General features: G+C 37.7%; 16 protein-coding genes, 1 other RNA gene and 1 pseudogene. 13 read left to right on the top strand and 5 right to left on the bottom strand.

Annotated elements, in window-relative coordinates:
* Positions 1 to 273: 273 nt before the first annotated feature.
* Positions 274 to 897: a DnaD domain protein gene (locus tag JP39_RS05805; protein ID WP_041501102.1), complete on the top strand. Its 624-nt coding sequence runs from the start codon at positions 274 to 276 to the stop codon at positions 895 to 897.
* A gap of 1 nt (position 898) precedes the next feature.
* A complete protein-coding gene (locus JP39_RS05800) occupies positions 899 to 1,546 on the top strand; it encodes an endonuclease III domain-containing protein (protein ID WP_041501101.1) in 648 nt (215 codons plus the stop codon).
* Positions 1,547 to 1,676: 130 nt separating this feature from the next.
* Here JP39_RS05800 and JP39_RS05795 read toward each other — a convergent pair whose 3' ends face one another.
* Entirely contained in the window at positions 1,677 to 4,115 is a 2,439-nt protein-coding gene (locus JP39_RS05795; protein ID WP_041501099.1) for a transglycosylase domain-containing protein, read from the bottom strand.
* A complete protein-coding gene (gene recU, locus JP39_RS05790; RefSeq protein ID WP_041501098.1) occupies positions 4,108 to 4,746 on the bottom strand; it encodes a Holliday junction resolvase RecU in 639 nt (212 codons plus the stop codon). Before recU ends, JP39_RS05795 begins: the two co-directional genes overlap by 8 nt.
* Positions 4,747 to 4,813: 67 nt before the next feature.
* Here recU and JP39_RS05785 point away from each other — a divergent pair, with 67 nt between their 5' ends.
* The 4 genes and pseudogenes from JP39_RS05785 to JP39_RS05775 all read left to right on the top strand — a co-directional run bounded on the left by JP39_RS05785 (position 4,814) and on the right by JP39_RS05775 (position 7,938).
* Positions 4,814 to 5,365 carry an SLOG family protein gene (locus JP39_RS05785; RefSeq protein WP_041501097.1) on the top strand — a complete coding sequence of 184 codons (552 nt, stop codon included), beginning with the start codon at positions 4,814 to 4,816 and terminating at the stop codon, positions 5,363 to 5,365.
* A gap of 62 nt (positions 5,366 to 5,427) precedes the next feature.
* A pseudogene (gene gpsB, locus JP39_RS12875) lies at positions 5,428 to 5,847 on the top strand (cell division regulator GpsB); the annotation flags it as partial.
* Positions 5,848 to 6,123: 276 nt separating this feature from the next.
* An RNA gene (rnpB, locus tag JP39_RS12475) (RNase P RNA component class B) lies at positions 6,124 to 6,479 on the top strand.
* 343 nt (positions 6,480 to 6,822) lie between these two features.
* Positions 6,823 to 7,938, top strand: coding sequence for a THUMP domain-containing class I SAM-dependent RNA methyltransferase (locus tag JP39_RS05775; protein ID WP_041501096.1), 1,116 nt, complete (start codon positions 6,823 to 6,825; stop codon positions 7,936 to 7,938).
* On the opposite strand, the gene JP39_RS05770 is transcribed toward JP39_RS05775, so the two are convergent.
* From JP39_RS05770 to JP39_RS05760, 3 genes are all read right to left on the bottom strand, one after another.
* On the bottom strand, positions 7,935 to 8,879 hold the full coding sequence (locus JP39_RS05770; protein ID WP_041501095.1) for a magnesium transporter CorA family protein: 945 nt from the start codon (positions 8,877 to 8,879) through the stop codon (positions 7,935 to 7,937). The two genes, JP39_RS05775 and JP39_RS05770, sit on opposite strands and share 4 nt — an antisense overlap.
* Positions 8,880 to 8,984: 105 nt before the next feature.
* Positions 8,985 to 9,998 (bottom strand): lipoate--protein ligase, encoded by a 1,014-nt coding sequence (gene lplA / locus JP39_RS05765; protein ID WP_041501094.1) that lies wholly within the window; start codon positions 9,996 to 9,998, stop codon positions 8,985 to 8,987.
* A gap of 65 nt (positions 9,999 to 10,063) precedes the next feature.
* On the bottom strand, positions 10,064 to 10,468 hold the full coding sequence (locus tag JP39_RS05760; RefSeq protein WP_041501093.1) for a reverse transcriptase-like protein: 405 nt from the start codon (positions 10,466 to 10,468) through the stop codon (positions 10,064 to 10,066).
* Between the two features lie 27 nt (positions 10,469 to 10,495).
* Between JP39_RS05760 and JP39_RS05755 the strand changes: the two genes are divergently transcribed.
* From JP39_RS05755 to JP39_RS05725, 7 genes are all read left to right on the top strand, one after another.
* Positions 10,496 to 10,894, top strand: coding sequence for an EbsA family protein (locus tag JP39_RS05755; protein WP_041501092.1), 399 nt, complete (start codon positions 10,496 to 10,498; stop codon positions 10,892 to 10,894).
* The gene (locus JP39_RS05750; RefSeq protein ID WP_041501091.1) at positions 10,878 to 12,560 is read left to right on the top strand and encodes a formate--tetrahydrofolate ligase; all 1,683 of its coding nucleotides are present in this window, start codon (positions 10,878 to 10,880) and stop codon (positions 12,558 to 12,560) included. Before JP39_RS05755 ends, JP39_RS05750 begins: the two co-directional genes overlap by 17 nt.
* Complete coding sequence (lspA, locus tag JP39_RS05745) at positions 12,560 to 13,021, top strand: signal peptidase II (RefSeq protein ID WP_041501090.1); 462 nt, start codon at positions 12,560 to 12,562, stop codon at positions 13,019 to 13,021. Before JP39_RS05750 ends, lspA begins: the two co-directional genes overlap by 1 nt.
* Positions 13,017 to 13,919 carry an RluA family pseudouridine synthase gene (locus JP39_RS05740; protein ID WP_041501105.1) on the top strand — a complete coding sequence of 301 codons (903 nt, stop codon included), beginning with the start codon at positions 13,017 to 13,019 and terminating at the stop codon, positions 13,917 to 13,919. Before lspA ends, JP39_RS05740 begins: the two co-directional genes overlap by 5 nt.
* 100 nt (positions 13,920 to 14,019) lie before the next feature.
* Positions 14,020 to 14,541: a bifunctional pyr operon transcriptional regulator/uracil phosphoribosyltransferase PyrR gene (gene pyrR, locus JP39_RS05735; protein WP_041501089.1), complete on the top strand. Its 522-nt coding sequence runs from the start codon at positions 14,020 to 14,022 to the stop codon at positions 14,539 to 14,541.
* A gap of 23 nt (positions 14,542 to 14,564) precedes the next feature.
* Positions 14,565 to 15,653: a carbamoyl phosphate synthase small subunit gene (locus JP39_RS05730; RefSeq protein WP_041501088.1), complete on the top strand. Its 1,089-nt coding sequence runs from the start codon at positions 14,565 to 14,567 to the stop codon at positions 15,651 to 15,653.
* Positions 15,644 to 18,046, top strand: a complete 2,403-nt coding sequence (locus JP39_RS05725) for an ATP-binding protein (RefSeq protein ID WP_041501087.1) — start codon at positions 15,644 to 15,646, stop codon at positions 18,044 to 18,046. Before JP39_RS05730 ends, JP39_RS05725 begins: the two co-directional genes overlap by 10 nt.
* The last annotated feature ends 24 nt before the right edge of the window (positions 18,047 to 18,070 follow it).

The raw sequence follows: 18,070 nt of genomic DNA, 5'->3' as shown, positions 1-18,070 counted from the left end.
GCCATAACGCCACTTTCACTGCATGTTAATACCTTTCAGCTCTTCCGACTCTTTTGTCGGCTGCGGTAAATTTTAAATATTATATAGATTAAATAAATAATCATTTGATAAAAGTAATTTGAGCCAAAAACTCTAGAGTTACAATTACCCTAGCCGGAGGTTGATAGCAGTGAAAATTGTTGTCAACCGGAGGTGGCATAATAAAAATTTTCTTAAAAAAGAGTCGAGATTAATTGTGTTCTCGGGCTTTTTTTATTCACTGGAGTAAATAATATGAACGATGAATTATTTAATAGTTTTGTCGACAGTGGCAGCACTAATATCAACAATTTAGTTTTGAAAAACTACCACAAATTAGGTATGACTGAAAAAGACTTGGTAGTCTATTTGGCTTTGTCCATGTACGCCCAACAAGGAAATACTTTCCCTATGGCCAAGGACCTAGCCAATGATACCGGTATGGATGAAACAAGTATCTATGCGGTTATTCAGGGCATGATCAAACTTGGTATCATTGAATTGAAGACGGTCATGGATCATCATCAACAACGTGATATTTATTCTTTGACACCAATCTTTCACCGTATTAAAAACTTGTTGAGTCAGGAAAGACAATCCAACCAAAAGGACAAATTGATGTCTGATACGGAAGAATTGTTCAAAAAAATTGAAGTCGAATTTGGGCGACCATTGTCACCAATTGAACAAGAACAGATTCATCAGTGGATTGATGACGACCATTACAGTATTGATTTAATAGATTTGTCATTGCGTGAAGCTGTTTTGAATCAAGCATATTCATTGAAATACATGGATCGAATCCTAATTAGTTGGGAAAAGAGTAATATTAAGTCAGCGGAACAATTACAAGAACGTCGAAAGAAGCTGGGATATTAATATGTTAAAAGATGAGCAAATTGTCTGGGCAATTCACCAGATGGAAGAAGATATTGGACCAATTGGTCCATCACTTGATTCAAGAACTCCATTTCAGTATTTGGTATCGGTTATTCTGAGCGCTCAAGCAACCGATGTTTCGGTTAATAAAGTTACACCGATTTTGTTTGGAAAATATCCTGAACCAAAAGACTTGATGAATGCCAATATTTCGGATGTTGAACAAATTATCAAGAGCGTGGGTCTATTCCATAACAAAGCTAAAAATATCATTGAGACCGCCCGAATTGTCCATGAAGAGTTAAATGATGTGGTACCAGAAACTCGTGCTGGAATTATGAAGTTACCTGGAGCGGGTCGGAAAACGGCAAATGTCGTTTTAAGCGATGTTTTTGGTCAGTCCACTTTTGCGGTTGATACACATGTATCGGCCATTTCTAAACGACTGCATTTCATCGATGCTAAAGCTAATCCGGTCCAAGTTGAAAAGAAAATCGTCAGCGTTATGGAACCTGAAGAGTTGCATCGAGCACACCATACGATGATTGAATATGGTCGCAAGTATTCAATGAAGACCGATCCAGCTAAAGAGACTAATCAATTGATTTTGGACTGTGATCGTTTAAATAAAGAGAATGAAGATAAATAAAAATAGTGTTGGATGTAGTTGCCACTTGCAAGAAATGCGATAGAACGTAACTCTTTTCCAACCAAATCAAAAAAGCACCCTGCAGTCCAAAGTTGGATTGCAGGGTGCTTTTTTTGAGTCTTAAACATATTTATTCAGTAGCTGAGGAACCGTTAGTGCTGGCTCCACTGTTAGTTGTACTGCCGGTGTTGCCAGTTCCACCAGTGGATGTGCCACCGCCGTTAGAATCGCCAGTAGTTGTACCGCCACCGTTACTATTGTTATTGCCGGTCGAAGTACCACCATTATTGTTATTTGAAGTGGTACCGCCATTGCTGTCGTTTGAACCGGTATTATTGTTGTTATTAGTTGTTGAGTTATTATCTGAAGTCGTGGAATTACTGTCAGTTGAATTATCCTTGTCTGAACCAGTACCAGTTTCACTGTTGCTATCGGAAGTAGTGTCATTTTCCTCATCGCTAGATTCGGAACTGCTACTTGATGGGCGACTAGTTGTTACTTGGTTAGTGCTTGAGCTAGAAGCACTGCTTGTGCTGTAATCAGAGTCTTTATAAGGGTCATATGGAGCGTGTCCCTTAACAAATAATTCTCTTGTGTATGATGATGAGCTAGAACTTGGAGAAGCTACAATTGGTGTAGTTGTACTTGAAGTCTTGATCATCGCAGACACAACTGAACTAGGTTTCTTCCAGTTAGGATTGCTGTTAGTTTGATTTGCCAAGTAGCTCATTTCAGCTTTGTAAATCTTACCAGCAACTGATTGGTAGGTTGATGAAATACCACTTTGGTTAGGTGAATCATAACCCGTCCAAACACTCATTGAGTAATTCTTTGTATAACCGTTATACCATGAATCCATTGCTGTACCGCTTAAAGCAGCATTTGTTGCAATAGCTTCATTAGAATAGTTAGTTGTACCAGTCTTACCAGCTTGATGTAGTCCCGAGATGTTGGCGTAGGTAGCGTAAGATGAAGGCACACCCTTGAGCATATCGGTGATCATGTAAGCTGTTGAATCCTTCATTGCTTCAGTACCAGACTTGCTGTAGTTGTGAACTAAGCCATCAGCTGTCTCAATTTTTGAAACATAGTATGGTTTGTAATAAGTTCCACCATTAGAGAAAGCTGCATAAGCAGAAGCTCCCTGAAGTGAAGAAACTTTACTACCGATACCGGCTGATAATCCTTCGTCACTACCGATGGTAATGCCAAGCTTTTTAGCAAACGTTTTAGCTTGGGTAAAGCCAACTGCTGATAAAGTTCTGATAGCAGGAACATTACGAGAGTTAACAAGCGCTTTTCTCATACTCATTTCACCCTCATATTGTTCATCCCAGTCCTTCAACTGAATATCGGTACCAGGGTAAGTGTATTCGGAATCATCAACTTGATGGAACGTTGACCAGTTAAGATATTCGATTGCTGGAGCGTAGTCCAAAATAGGTTTCATAGTTGAACCGTTGCTACGGCCAGTCTGAACAGCTCGGTTCAAACCAAATTGAATATCGCCTAAGTTACGACCACCGACCATGGCAACGACTTTACCATTGTTAGGGTTGACGATTGAAGCTCCGACTTGCATCTTAGAATCAGGGAACTGAACGTAATTAGCAGAGTTAACGATGTTGTAAAGTTTTCTTTGGGCATCGTAATCCATATTGACAGTAATCTTTAAATTGTCTCGATATGGATCAAAGCCTTTCTTCTTAACTTCAGTAATGGCTTCCTTGATGTAAGGGTCAGAAATAATACGTTTGTTATTATTGCTGTTGCTTACTTTCTTATAAGGTTGCAAACCACTGCTGATTGGCGTATTGATGGCTTCATCAGCCTGAGCTTTGGTAATCTTATTGTTATCGTACATAGCATTGATGACGAGATCACGTCTTTGCTTGGCCTCGGTAGGGTGAGTATACGGATCGTAATTACTTGGAGCATTTGGCAAACCAGCTAAAAGTGCCATTTCTGGTAAAGTTAGTTGTTTCAAAGTTTTGCCATAATAGTATTTAGCTCCAGTTTCCATACCGTATATACCGTTATTTAGATAGACCTTATTAATGTAAAATTCCAAAATTTGTTGCTTAGAGAACTTTTGACTGACACGCATGGCCAGCCAAGCTTCTTGCATTTTACGTTTAAAGGTTTGATCTTTGGTATCAGTCGAGAAGACGGTCAGCTTAATCAGTTGCTGGGTTAAGGTACTACCACCTTGCAACGTTCCTTTAGTAACATTGTTGAAGGCTGATTTAGCAATTCTGATTGGATCGACTCCAAGTGGTTCATTGTAGAAGTTTTTATCTTCAATCGAAACTACGGCATCTTGCATTGTTTGAGGAACTTTATCAATTGTTGCGTAATTTCTTTTATTGTCTCCTAGTGAAGCAATCGTCTTACCGGAGGAATCAACAATGGTTGAAGAGCCACCACTTTGAAGATTTTCCTGACTGACTGCTGGAGCTCTGAAGGCATAGTATACGAAGATGAACAAAAATATTCCAATTAAAACTGCGGCGATTGACGCAACCCATTTAAAAATATTTTTGAAGGTGAATATACTTTTATTATTCATGTTTCTCCTTCCCACTTTCTATTAATTGTTGTACCGCATCAATATAGGGTAGAGTAGGATCGTAATTAGCTTTGATTTCAATCGAACAGTCGATGATATCTTGCAATTGGATCGATTTGGCACCCTCATGTTTTTGCGCATCCCAGTGTTCGAAGAGATCATCTGCTGGCATTACAAAATAGCGTTTTAAGGTTACATATTTTATAATAACAAAACAGATGCCACCTTGTTTTTGACACATCCTCAAATGGTCAATTTGGTGCTGATGGAAATTCTTCAATGGAAAGGTATTTTTATTCTTGGTTTCCTTGGCCTCAAAGTCAACGTAATAACCGTGGTAAACGCCATTGTAATCAGTTGTTGATGCTTGTCTGAAATAGGCTTCTCTAACGACAGCCCGACTTCTTTTTGGATAATCAACTTTAACAATTTGAAGTGGTGTTGGTTTTTTATAAATTACGGCAACTTCGTGACTACGGTAATACTTGTTGCTTTCATTAATTTCTTCTTCCAAGGTCATTCCACGATCACCGAAAATCATTTTCTTTTTGGCAGTCGTTTCGGTGCTGACCTTTGGAGAAGGTTTTGATGGACTGTTAAAGATTCGTCCATCGGGGTAGTTTATTTTCAAAATATCAACTCCTACTGTGCAAATTATACCATGATGGCAAAGATATTAATTATTGGGGGGATTCTTTATGATTAAAAATTTATGGATCACCGGGTACCGCTCTTATGAGCTAGGTATTTTTAAAGATAATGACCCAAAAGCTAAAGTAATTCAAGACTTTTTTGAACAAAGGATTACTAATTACGCCGAAGATGGGACCGAATGGATCCTAACTGGGGCGCAAATGGGAACGGAACAAATTGTTGGAAAAGCAGTTCAAGAAATAAAGAAAAAAGACTATAATATTAAACATGCAGTAATGTTGCCGTTTTCAGAATTTGGCAGTCAATGGAATGAAGCCAATCAGACATTGTTAAATGTTTTTTTAAGAAATGCGGACTATGTTAATAAAGTTAGTAATATGAGTTATCATAATCCTAGGCAATTGAAACTATGGCAAGAATTTATGCTAGAACATACTGATGGTGCGCTGGTATTCTATGATCCCGATAGTGGTGGAAAACCAAAGTACGATTATGAAGCTATCAAGGACTATCAAGACCGTGGGAATAACTATCAGTTGGAATTAATTGATTTTGATTCTATGCAAGACTTTGCTAATATGTTATATGATAGTTAAGGTATAAGATAAATCGACAATAATTAACACTGGGGTGTTTAAAAATGAACAACATGAATGGAATGAATCAACAAAATGGTAATGGTAATGATCTTTCTTTAAATTATCAACCAAATGATATTTTACAAAAAGAATTTAAAACTAAGATGCGTGGCTATGACCCAACTGAAGTTGATCAATTCTTAGATGGAATTATCAAGGACTACGAAACTTTCTCAAATGAAATTAGTCAATTAAAGTCAGAAAATGACCGTTTGATGCAAGCTCACAATGCTGGTGCTGGCAATACAAGTAATCATGGTCAAGGTCAAAATTTTCAACAACCAAGACAAAATACTAATAATAGAATGAGACCTCAACAAAAGCCTGCTATGAGTGCTACTGCTGAAGCTTCAACTAATTATGATGTTTTGAAACGTCTTTCAAATCTTGAAAAACGTGTCTTTGGTCGTGACTTTGCTAACGGATTACCTGAAGATCATGAAACAAAGCAATTTGCTTCAGCTGTCGTTCCTAATCCTGCTAATATGAATAATCACGTTGGCGTTGAAAGTGGTCATACTGAGATCAATCCTCGTATGAATCAACAACAACAACCAATGAATAACAATGGATTCAATAATAATAATTCAAACAATAATTTCCAACAAAATCGTCCTATGAACGGTGGTTCAAACCAACCTCAAAATAATTTTAATGGAAATTTTAATAATTCTAACAATATGAATCAATTTTAGTGTATACTATTCAAGTCGGTAAATTACGAGTAATCGCGGTCTAGTTATCTAGGCTGAGGAAAGTCCACGCCCGCGCGAGCTGAGATGCTTGCAGTGTTTGTGCTTGGCCCAATAAGCCAAGGTACCTTCGGGTAACGGCAGCGAAAGCACTAAGGCTTTAGCTATGTGTGAATAGCTTGAAAGTGCCACAGAGACGTATTATTGTGAGAAATTGCAATGGTGGAACGAGGTAAACCCCGCAAGCGGGCAACCCAAACTTTGGTAGGGGCGCTTCACAACGAGAACTGAATCTACTGTGAAGGCTTAATTGTAGATAGATGATTACTTATGGTGATAGGTCGCCAACCTATTACTTGGACAAAACGTGGCTTATAGGAGTTTATCGAGGCAGAGGGACGACTTGTTCGTCCTTTTTTTATACAAAAAATTACATGTTGTGCTAGTTTGCCGTCTACAGAGCTAGGAAATATTCTCAAGCTGTGCGGAACGGTCCGAGCCGGAGTGCGGTCTCGAACCACGGCACACAAATATTTCCCAGCTCTTCCGACTAATTAATCAGTAATAATTGAATGAAAAAATATTCGAATGTTTTTATGTTCATTCCATTCTGGATACTGAAGTATAATTAACATGAATGCTTAGAACAAATTATCAAATAGTCCTATGTGTAAAGATTAAATCGATAACTAAAATTTAAATAATAAAAAAATAGAGGGCAATATGAAATTAATTGCAACGATGTCAAGCGGATTTGAATCGATAACCGCAAAAGAACTACAAAAATTAGGATATGAGACTAAGACCGAAAACGGAAAAGTCTACTTTGATGGTGAATATGAAGATATTGCCAAGGCCAATCTATGGTTACGCAGTGCTGATCGTATCAAAATCCTAGTTGGTACTTTTAAGGCTACAACTTTCGAAGAACTATTTGACAAAGTTTATGCCATTCAATGGGATAACTGGTTGCCTTTAAACGCTGCTTTCCCAATCAAGGCTAGAACTGTAAAGTCACAATTGCATTCAGAGCGTGATATTCAAGCTATCACTAAAAAAGCTATCGTTAATAAGATGGCTGATGTCTTTATGCGTCGTGGTCGTTTGCCTGAAACTGGAGCAACTTTCCAAATTGAAACTAGAATTCACAAGGATGTTGTCGAAATAACACTTGATACAACTGGTGAATCACTTTACAAACGTGGTTACCGTATTGAGCACGGTGCTGCTCCTTTGAAGGAAAACTTTGCGGCTTCAATGATTCTATTAACTGTTTGGCATCCTGAAGAAGATCCATTCATGGACCCAACAACTGGTTCAGGTACAATTGCGATTGAAGCTGCACGTTTGGCTAAAAATATTGCCCCCGGAATCCAACGTCATTTTGCATTTGAAAACTTCGATTGGTTCGATGGTAAGATTCTGACTAATTTGAAGGAAGAAGCTAAGGCTGGCGTTAAGGATATCGACTTAGATATCTTTGCTAGTGATATTGATGGCTCAATGATCGATGTTGCTAAGTTGAATGCTCATGATGCTGGTGTTTTGCATGATATTCACTTTAAACAAGTTGCCGTAAAGGATCTAAAGATTGAAGGGGACTACGGTACAATCATTACCAACCCACCTTATGGTCAACGTATGAGTGATATGGAAAATGTTCGTAAATTGTATAAAGAAATGGGAGAAGTCTTTGCGACCGCTCCCACATGGAATAAATATATTCTAACTAGTGATACAGAATTCGAACAGTACTATGGTCACAAAGCTACTAAGAAACGTAAGCTTTATAATGGTTCAATCAGAACTGACCTTTATCAATACTGGGCTAGACACTAGAGGCTATCGCGTCGGTGCAAGTCCCAAAGAATTACTAAAATAATGACTACTGTGATGATTAATGAGAAAATCCATGACCAACCTTGGTCAGCAACGGGTAATTTCATATTCATCCCGTAAAATCCGGATACGATCGTGGGAATACTGAGAACAATTGTGTAAATTGTCAGTACTTTCATGGTCGTATTTGTTCTATTATTCAAAATATTATTGTATGTGTTAGAAATTCGATCAATAATATCAGAACTAAGGTCAACCTGATTCTTAATTTGTTCAATTTCAATCAAAGAATCATGTAAATGTTCTCGAGAAGTTTTATTCAAATGCAAATCTTGAACATTACCTGAAGATATTAATTCCAACTGCTTTACAACGGTAAGGTTGCCATTGATAGCAGTATTGAGATAAGTGGTTAAATCTTCTAGGTCAGCTAGTTCAAGAATCTGCTTTTCTGAAGAATGATGTTTCTTGATTAACGTTTGGATACGATTGCGACGGACGTCAGCTTCACTGATTTGGTCACTGTAGTCGCTGGAAATTTGGTCGAGCGTATTAAAGATGAATTCCCAAACTTCATGTTGATCCGTTTGTTTAAGATGATTCTTCGCTGAAATTAAATAATCCTTGATGTAATGCGTCGCATCGTTGGTGAAGAGAAAAAGCTTTTGTTCTCTGATAGCAAAGGAGATAGGTAAGACACGCTGTGACATATCAGGTGTCTGTTCATTTTCATTCTGCACGTTATAGACGATTAGATAAGTGTTGGTGATTTCATCATATTCAAAACGAGCCCGCTCATTTTCATCATCAGCATAATCCAAGATTTCATTAGTTAAATTGTATTTCTCAATTAAAATGGCACGGTCGTCATCGTTTAAGGATTCAGTTGAGTGAACATCTATCAATTGAATTCCGTGATTTAAAGCTATTTCATTAATCATTTTTTTCTCCTCAATAAAGATAATCATACCAAAAATAAAAAATGGGTCGAGAATAAATTTTCTCGGCTCATTTTTTTGTCTAAAATTAGTATCAAAAAATTTATGTTAGGGAGTGAATAATTTACCTAGGTCTTCCTTAGGGATACCTTTGAAATAATCATCTAAATTAAATTGGTCAAGAACTTTTAAAATTTCATCACGATCAAATTTAACATTCAACAATTTTTCTTTAATATCATTAACATCTTTCATACCAAAGAAGTCACCGTAAATTTCAATGTTCTCAACTTTACCATTAGCAATGTTGTAACGAACATCAACAGTTCCCATGTCAAAGTGTTTACGTTGTTTGGCAGTGAAAGCAGGGGATTTACCGTAAACCCAATCCCAATTGTAATAATATTGTTCTTTGATTTTATCGATTTCTTTTTGTTGATCTGCAGAAACAATATATTGACGGTCTTTAATTTCATCTAGACTGTTAGCGTGGAATAACTCTAATAACAAACGGTCACGGAACTCTTCTGTTGTTAAATTTTGGTACTCAGGAGCCAAGTATGGACGTAAGTTAGTTACACGACTACGGATAGATTTAATACCTTTAGAAGCAATCTTATCCTTTGAGACGTGCAAAGCTTTTGTCAAAACATCAAGGTCAACATCAAGTGACAATGTTCCGTGTGAGAATGTCTTGCCATTTCTGGAGTACATTGCATTACCAGAGAACTTCTTGCCATCGACTAACAGGTCATTACGGCCAGATACTTCGGCTGTGGTAGCACCCATTTGGTGTAGGGCATCAATGATAGGTTGGGTAAAGGATTTGAAATCACCAAAGTTTTTATCGTCTGAATCAACTACGAAACTGAAACAAAGATTACCAAGGTCTTGATAAACTGCGCCACCACCGGAAATTCGGCGAGTAACGGTAATATTATTGTCCTTGATATAGTCACTATTAATTTCTTCAATCGTATTTTGATTGCGGCCGACGATAATACATGGTTTTTCAATATAAAAGAGAACCAAAGGTTCATCAAATTTCACATTATTCATCAAATATTGTTCGGTAGCCAGGTTATCACGGATATCGCGATCTTTCATAACAACGTAATACATAAGGAAAACCCCCTCATCTGAATTGAAAACGCTTTTATAGTAGCACAGATTGTGAAATTCAGAAACTATTTGTCACCGTGTGTTCTAATATTTAACATTTTTTGGTGAACAAGGGCATGAGCCGCTCCATTATCCTTGTCAGCAATGTGTTTGGCAAAGTAGGTTGGAAACTGTTCTAATTGTTTTAAAATATCGTCCAATATCGGTTGATAGTGTTTTGAATAATTTTTATCAATACTATCAATGACAATTTGACTATCTGAATGTATTAAAACTATCTCATTATTCCATTGTTCGTTTATAATCTTTTGTAGGGCAAGTTTTAATGCCAAAAATTCTAAATAGTGGTTATCGGTGTTATCTTGGTGGATTGCCTCTTTATAAGTTTTTTCATCACGCTTTATAACGAACGCTACAACACCAAGATTTAGATTAGTATTTAATCCGGCGTCGGTGTACAATTTAATCATATTCTTTAGAACCTTTCAGGAGAAATTATGTCAAAGAAACATTTAGTTCAACCAACTGGCGCATGGGGAATCATTATGTGGTCAATTGCATTGAGTCTCGCATGTTTGGGAATCATTTTGCAACTGGAGCTCATGACGCTCAGTTTTATTCCTTTTCTAATTTGGATCATTGATGGAATCTACGTTTTCTATATTATAACTAACTCTTGGGTTAGCATAACAGCGAACCAGGTAATCATCAAAGAACCTTATTACAAGACGCGGACGTTTGACCACGCCGATGTCAATATAAAAGCGAATAATAAATGGACGATGGAATTCGATTTTAATAATCGTGATTTCTTCCCATTTAGGATTACTTCCACAAAAGGGATTTTAAGTCTAATAAAAAAAGAAGCAGGTGAAAGCAATGTCATTTCCAAGTGATATCGAAATCGCTCAAATCAATGAGCATGACAAGATGAAAAATATTAACGAAATTGCTGGTAAGATCGGTTTGACATCAGATGATATTGAACCATATGGTCATTACAAGGCTAAGTTCTCAGGTCGTAGCATTGTTAAAAGTATGGAGAAAGATGATGGAAAGTTAATTCTAGTTACTTCTATCAATCCGACTCCTGCTGGTGAAGGTAAATCAACCGTAGCTATCGGTTTAGCAGATTCTTTACAGTCACTTGGTAAAAAGACCGTCCTAGCACTTCGTGAACCATCATTAGGACCAGTTATGGGGATGAAAGGTGGCGCCACTGGTGGTGGTTATGCCCAAGTCGTTCCTATGGAAGATATCAATCTGCATTTCACAGGTGATATGCACGCCTTAACAAGTGCAGTTAACACTTTGGCAGCTTTGATCGATAATCATATTCACCAAGGTAATGCCTTAAATATTGACCCTCGTCGCATTACATGGAAGAGAGCCCTAGATATCAATGATCGTTCATTGAGGAATATCGTTATTGGATTAGGTGGACCATTTAGTTCAGTGCCTCGTGAAGATCACTTTGAAATTACTGTTGCTAGTGAATTGATGGCTGTACTTTGTTTAGCACAAGACATCGATGACTTGAAGGAACGTATTTCAAGTATCTTGATTGCCTACACATATGACAAGAAACCAATCTTTGTTAGAGATTTGCGTGTTGAAGGTGCAATTACTGTTCTTTTGAAGGATGCTTTGAAACCTAATTTAGTACAAACTCTAGAAAATACACCAGCTATTATCCACGGTGGTCCATTCGCTAACATCGCCCATGGATGTAACAGTATCTTAGCTACTAAATTAGCTATGAAGTTAGGTGACTACGCTGTTACTGAAGCTGGATTCGGGGCTGACCTTGGTGGTGAGAAGTTCTTGGATATCGTTACTCCAAGACTTAACCATGCTCCAAATGCTATCGTTATTGTAGCAACTGTTCGTGCTTTGAAGTACAACGGTGGCCAAAAGCTAGATGATATTAAGAATGAAGATTTGAACGCTTTGAATCTTGGCTTTAAGAACTTGAAACGTCACATTCATAATATGCGTTACTATCACATTCCAGTAGTTGTTGCTATCAACAAGTTTGATACAGATACTGATAACGAAATCAAACTTTTGACAACACTCTGCGACGAAGTAGGCGTTGACGTTGAATTAGCTGAAATCCACCACAATGGTAGTAAAGGTGGTCAAGCTTTAGCTAAGGCTGTTATCAAAGCAACTGAAAAAGAAGCAAGCTATACACGTCTTTATGAAGATGGCGAAACAACTGAAGCCAAGATTGCGACAATTGCTTCTGAAATCTATGGTGCTAATAACGTTGAATACAGCGCTAAGGCTCGCAAACAATTACAAATTTTGAAAGATCAAGCTTGGGATGACTTGCCAGTCTGTATCGCTAAGACTCAATATTCCTTGAGTGACGATCCTAAACGCCTTGGTTCCCCAACTGACTTTACCTTACATGTAACAGATATCGTACCAAAGCTTGGTGCCGGATTCGTTGTTGTATTAACAGGTAATGTGATGACTATGCCAGGACTTCCAAAGAAGCCCGCTGCTTTAGGTATGGATGTCGACAATGAGGGAACTATCGGAGGATTGTTCTAGTGCAGTTGATTTATTGGCTGCTCTTTGTTGTTTTAGTTGCTGGTGATCAAGGACTCAAATATTATGTAACTAACCACATCGTTCCGATGACGGTTCACGACTTTATTCCCGGATTATTGTCTATTACGCACATCACTAATACTGGTGCAGCGTGGAGTATGTTAGAAGGAAAAATGCTTTTCTTCTATTTAGTTACAATTATTGCGGTAGTCGTGTTAATATATTTATTTGTTAAAGCTGATAAAAAAGAGTATCTTTATCGATTTTCTTTGATATTCTTATTAGCGGGGACAGTTGGTAATGGTATCGATCGTTTTGCAAGGCGTTTTGTAGTCGATATGTTCAATTTAGACTTTATGAACTTCCCAATCTTTAATTTGGCCGACACTTATATCACCATTGGTGTGATTTTGATTGTCGTGTCATTGATTATCCAAGTAGCAGGTGAGAAAAATAATTAGTAAGTCCTTTAACTTAGAATACGACGAACCTAAAAAGGCTCGTTTAGATGCTTTTTTGAATGAGCAGATTGAAGATTTGACTCGTTCTCAGCTTCAAAAATTTATCAAAGATGGTAATGTCCTAGTCAACGAGGCACCAGTTAGTAAAACAGGAGCCAAATTAACTAAGGGTGACAAGATTTTAGTCAATGTTCCTGAAGAGGAGCCTATCAAAGCCATTCCGGAAAATATTCCAATCGATGTGGTCTATGAAGATAGCGATGTCTTGGTAGTCAACAAGCCACAAGGGATGGTTGTTCATCCAGCGGCTGGACATCCAGATAAGACGTTGGTCAATGCAATTTTGTACCATTGTCAAATCAATGACGACGATGTAATTCGTCCGGGGATCGTCCACCGTATCGATAAAGATACTTCTGGATTGCTGATGATTGCTAAGAATAACTTAGCCAAACAATCTTTGATGCAACAATTGAAGGAAAAAAGTAATCTTCGTGAATACCTAGCCATCGTACATGGCAATTTCAAAGAGAGAACTGGTAAGATAAATGCTCCATTAGGGCGTTCTAAATTTGACCGCAAGAAACAGGCTGTGGTCGAAGGTGGACGTCATGCCGTGACGCATTTCACTGTACTGGAACAATTTGAAAACTATTCACTCTTAAAATTAAAATTAGAAACTGGTCGAACACACCAAATTAGAGTTCATATGCAATATATCGGTCATCCCGTTGCGGGTGATCCTTTATATGGACCTAAGAACACCTTACAAGGTAAGGGACAATTCCTACACGCCAAGACATTAGGCTTCGTGCATCCACGGACTAACGAGTGGATGGAGTTTTCCGTTGAACCACCTAAGGTTTTCTTAGATACGCTTGATAAATTACGACATTGACAGTCGTAATCTCATGCTATAATCTAAAAATAGAATTGTGTGCGATTATAAAAATGAAAAGCACTCACTTTGTGAGTGCTTTTTTGAAAGTAGGAAAATTATGGCTAAAGAAATTATTGACGGTCAAACAATGACTCGTGCATTGACCCGAATTACTTATGAAATTATTGAGCGAAACAAGGGAATTGATGACCTTGTATTGGTAGGGATTAAAACTAGAGGGGTTTTTGTAGCTCACAGAATCGAATCACGTCTTAAGCAATTGGAAAATATTAGCATTCCAGTGGCTGAATTAGACATTACTCCATATCGTGATGATCATGAAGCAACTGATTTGACTACTGTAAAAGCGGAACCATTAGATATCGATATAAATAATAAACATGTAATTTTAACTGATGATGTTCTCTATACTGGTAGAACCATTCGTGCTGCTATGGATGCTTTGATGAGCGTCGGTCGTCCTAAAAAGATTTCTCTAGCAGTCTTGGTAGATCGCGGACACCGTGAATTGCCTATTAGAGCTGACTTTGTCGGTAAAAATATTCCCACTTCTCAAAAAGAAAAAATTAAAGTATCAATGAAAGAAATCGATGGCGAGGATAAAATCGAAATCGAATAAATTATTTTGAGGAGTTGCTAGAAATGAAACGTTATTTAATTTTAGAAGACGGGACCGTGTTTCCTGGTGAAGGTTTTGGATCTTCTATCATTACCACGGGACAGTTGGTAATATCAAATAATCGTACTGGAATTGAGCAATCCGTCACTGACCCTGATACTGAGGGCCAGATTTTGGCGTTCACGATTCCTTCTGTTGGTAACTCAGGAATTAATCGCGACTTTTATGAATCTATCAACTCGCAGTGTAAAGGTGTAGTTATTGGTTCATCAAGTTTATCAACTGTTGATGGTTCAGTCTCTTTTGAGAGCTGGATCACCGGACTTAAAATACCAGGGATTAAAAATGTCGATGTTCGTGCATTGGCTAAGCATATTGCAGAACACGGCGAGATGAAGGCAAGTATCATGGACACTCATGACGAGCATGCCATGGACCAGATCAAAGCCCTAGTTTTGCCACCAGATTTGGTAAAGCGTGTCTCAACTAGACAGTCATATCCTAATCCCAATATGGGCTTGAAGATTGTCATTGTCGACTTGGGTCTAAAATATTCAATTTTAAGGCAATTATCATATCGTGATTGCAACTCAATTATCGTCAACTATAATTCTACGGCTGAGGAAATTGAAAGTTTGCATCCAGACGGAATCATCTATTCAAATGGACCTGGTAATCCGGAAGATTTGCCTAAGACTATTAAAACAATTCAAATTTTGCAAAAGCGTTATCCATTACTTGGCATTGGCCTAGGTAATCTGTTGATTGCACTAGCCAACGACTGTCGGATTATACCTTTGAAGGAACCACACCACGAATCATCGTTGGCTGTTAAAGAAGTGGCCAGTGGCAAAATTGACTTTGTTAACCACAATCATTCGTATACCTTAGATGAAAAGTATATCGGTGGTTCTGATTTCATCGTCACTAACGTCTGTGTGGCTGATGGAACAATCGAAGGTATCCGTCACGAATACTTGCCAATTATGTGTGTCTTATTTGAACCCGAAGCAGCACCCGGACCTACTGACGGTTATTATGTTTTCGATGAGTTTATCGATTTAGTTGAATCAGTTAAGAAACAAGAGGGAGCTAGAAATCAATGGAATTAGATGATGTACATACTATTTTAATTATCGGTCCTACTAGTAGTGACAAAAACGTTGATCTCTCTACCGCTCTTTATGATACAGTCGATATTTTGCATCAACTCGGTTACAAAACATCTATCATCGTAGAAGACCCAACTTCGTTGCTATCTTCAGGTGTCTTTTATGACAAAACTGTCGTTGAGAAGGTCACTGGCGATAATGTTTTGAAATTTATTCAGAAATATCATCCCGATGCTATTTTGCCAACTGTTGGTGATCGTAATGCCTTAGGAATTATTTCTAGTTTAAATGGTAAAATCGGTACTACTAAAGTTTTGGGAGCTAGTTTTTCTGCTTCACTGGCAACTTTTAAGCGTGAACTATTTATCAAGAAATTGACTAAGGCTAATTTGCCCGTAATTAAGTTCATTTCTTCCGATGATGAGAAGGAAATTTATAGTTTTATTCGATCAATCGGTTTTCCAATTATTGCTAGAAGACGTTATTCTAACCGTCATTCTAGTGGCTGGACGAATATCAACAATTTATTTGAGCTAGATAACTTTATGGCTATGGAAGATATCTCCGATAGTCGGATTGAAATTGAACGTAGTATCAGAGGCTTCAGTGAATATTCATTTACTATCTTACGTGATCGTTATGATAATTCATCATTGATTGGAACGATTGAAGATATTGAACCAATTGGTATTCATCATTTGGATTCAAATTTGATTTCGCCAGCTATTTCATTGAACGATTCGAAATTACAACGATTGCGTAACTATTCAATCAAATTAGCTCGAGCATTTAATATCGTTGGTATTTGTACAGTCCACTTTGCTTACAACCATACGACTAAGGAATCGTATATTACGGAATTTATCCCGCGTTTGAGTGAGGAAACCAAATTTTTGGAATATGCGACAAGTTATCCAATTGCGACAGCTGTGGCTCAGCTTTGTTTAGGCTATCACTTGGACAAGTTACAGTTAGATGCCGGAAACTACTTCAACGGAGCGACTGAGCCGTATGTAGACCATTTAACATCACGCTTCCCTCAATGGAAGACTCCTGGTCAAAAATACTTGGGACCAAGCAAGACATCTGACTCTAGTATTGTGGTCAATGGCTTTAGTTTGGAAGAGGTGTTGAACAAGGGCGCCTTAAATGACAAGCTGAACAATAACTTTGACCGTTACAATGAATTGCGCAAGTTAGATGATGATGAACTCTTTGAAAAAATCATTCACCCAACTAACTGGATACTGGATGTCTTGTCTGAAGCTTTACGTAGAAAATTTGAAATGCCTGTGCTATCTGAGATTACTGGTGTCAATGTGCCATATCTAAATGCGTTGCAAAATATCATCAATAACAGCTTGATTATTCGTGAAGGCGAAATTGACGGTAAGAATGTTGAACGCATGGTTGAGATGGGTGTTAAAGGTGTTGGACACAGTAAGTTGTTGCTTGATAGTCATGATATTGTCACGAAAACGGTTGTGAAGAATAAACGTGCCGTGTCAGTTGCTAATAACAAGTACATCAATCACAACTACTTTGTTACTAGCGGTATCAGTAATGAACTTGAGTTGAGCGATAGAAAGAAGATTATCGTTAGAACGCCAATCATTACTTCGAAAACTGATATTATGATTCGTCAGTTCGTTTTATTCCAACTAGCTAAATCAATTGATCAAAATGGACTTGAGCCTATTATCATTGGACGTGAACCATGGAATGCACCATTATCAATGCGTCGAAAGGTCGTTGAGATAGACGATCCCCATATGGAGATGAAGAGTCTCGGCTTGATTGAACAAGATAGTGTCCTTAATATCATTGACCTCTCGAAGAATTTGATTGATACTGGGGATGACCGTGTCTTCCAATTCAGCGCCCAAGAGATTAAGAATATCGAATTGAAGGGTGATACAACTGTTAGGGTTATGGTCGTAACAGATGGTAACAATTTCTTAGCTCCGTCGGTTATTTATCGTGGCAAACGTGATAATCACTTGTATGAAATCAGTTCGGTTAATAATTTCATGACTGCAGAAGACCGTGTGGAAATTTCCAAATTAATCAAGCAAGAACTTGAAGATAATGATAAAGTCGATATCTTTAACTTTGAGATGGTTAAGAGTAATGACCACTGGCTAGTAACTAAGAAGTACCGGGGGATGACGAATGATATTATCCGCCACGAACTTGCTAGTTCAGTTCATGTGATTGATACGTTAGTTAAATTACTACTAGGTAATAAGATTGACGATGACTTATCGTTGGAGAAGGTTTTTGATAACTTCGATGAGAAGTACCTACTAACAATTGACGACAAACGTTATAAGTTACTTGATAAAGAAGAGATTCAAGAGAAACTTAAAGAACTACGTTTGAAGGAAAAATAAAAAAGCCACCGTTAGGTGACTTTT

It is taken from the genome of Companilactobacillus heilongjiangensis (assembly GCF_000831645.3).
In the GTDB taxonomy this organism is placed as follows: domain Bacteria; phylum Bacillota; class Bacilli; order Lactobacillales; family Lactobacillaceae; genus Companilactobacillus; species Companilactobacillus heilongjiangensis.
This window is presented reverse-complemented; position numbering and strand designations above follow the sequence as displayed.

Coding starts and splice junctions, on each gene's coding strand:
- JP39_RS05770 (WP_041501095.1), bottom strand. CDS start 8,879: ATGATTAATGAAATAGCTTTAAATCACGGAATTCAATTGATAGATGTT.
- lplA (WP_041501094.1), bottom strand. CDS start 9,998: ATGTATTACGTTGTTATGAAAGATCGCGATATCCGTGATAACCTGGCT.
- JP39_RS05800 (WP_041501101.1), top strand. CDS start 899: ATGTTAAAAGATGAGCAAATTGTCTGGGCAATTCACCAGATGGAAGAA.
- JP39_RS05805 (WP_041501102.1), top strand. CDS start 274: ATGAACGATGAATTATTTAATAGTTTTGTCGACAGTGGCAGCACTAAT.
- JP39_RS05775 (WP_041501096.1), top strand. CDS start 6,823: ATGAAATTAATTGCAACGATGTCAAGCGGATTTGAATCGATAACCGCA.
- JP39_RS05795 (WP_041501099.1), bottom strand. CDS start 4,115: ATGAATAATAAAAGTATATTCACCTTCAAAAATATTTTTAAATGGGTT.
- JP39_RS05725 (WP_041501087.1), top strand. CDS start 15,644: ATGGAATTAGATGATGTACATACTATTTTAATTATCGGTCCTACTAGT.
- JP39_RS05750 (WP_041501091.1), top strand. CDS start 10,878: ATGTCATTTCCAAGTGATATCGAAATCGCTCAAATCAATGAGCATGAC.
- JP39_RS05755 (WP_041501092.1), top strand. CDS start 10,496: ATGTCAAAGAAACATTTAGTTCAACCAACTGGCGCATGGGGAATCATT.
- JP39_RS05760 (WP_041501093.1), bottom strand. CDS start 10,468: ATGATTAAATTGTACACCGACGCCGGATTAAATACTAATCTAAATCTT.
- JP39_RS05730 (WP_041501088.1), top strand. CDS start 14,565: ATGAAACGTTATTTAATTTTAGAAGACGGGACCGTGTTTCCTGGTGAA.
- JP39_RS05785 (WP_041501097.1), top strand. CDS start 4,814: ATGATTAAAAATTTATGGATCACCGGGTACCGCTCTTATGAGCTAGGT.
- pyrR (WP_041501089.1), top strand. CDS start 14,020: ATGGCTAAAGAAATTATTGACGGTCAAACAATGACTCGTGCATTGACC.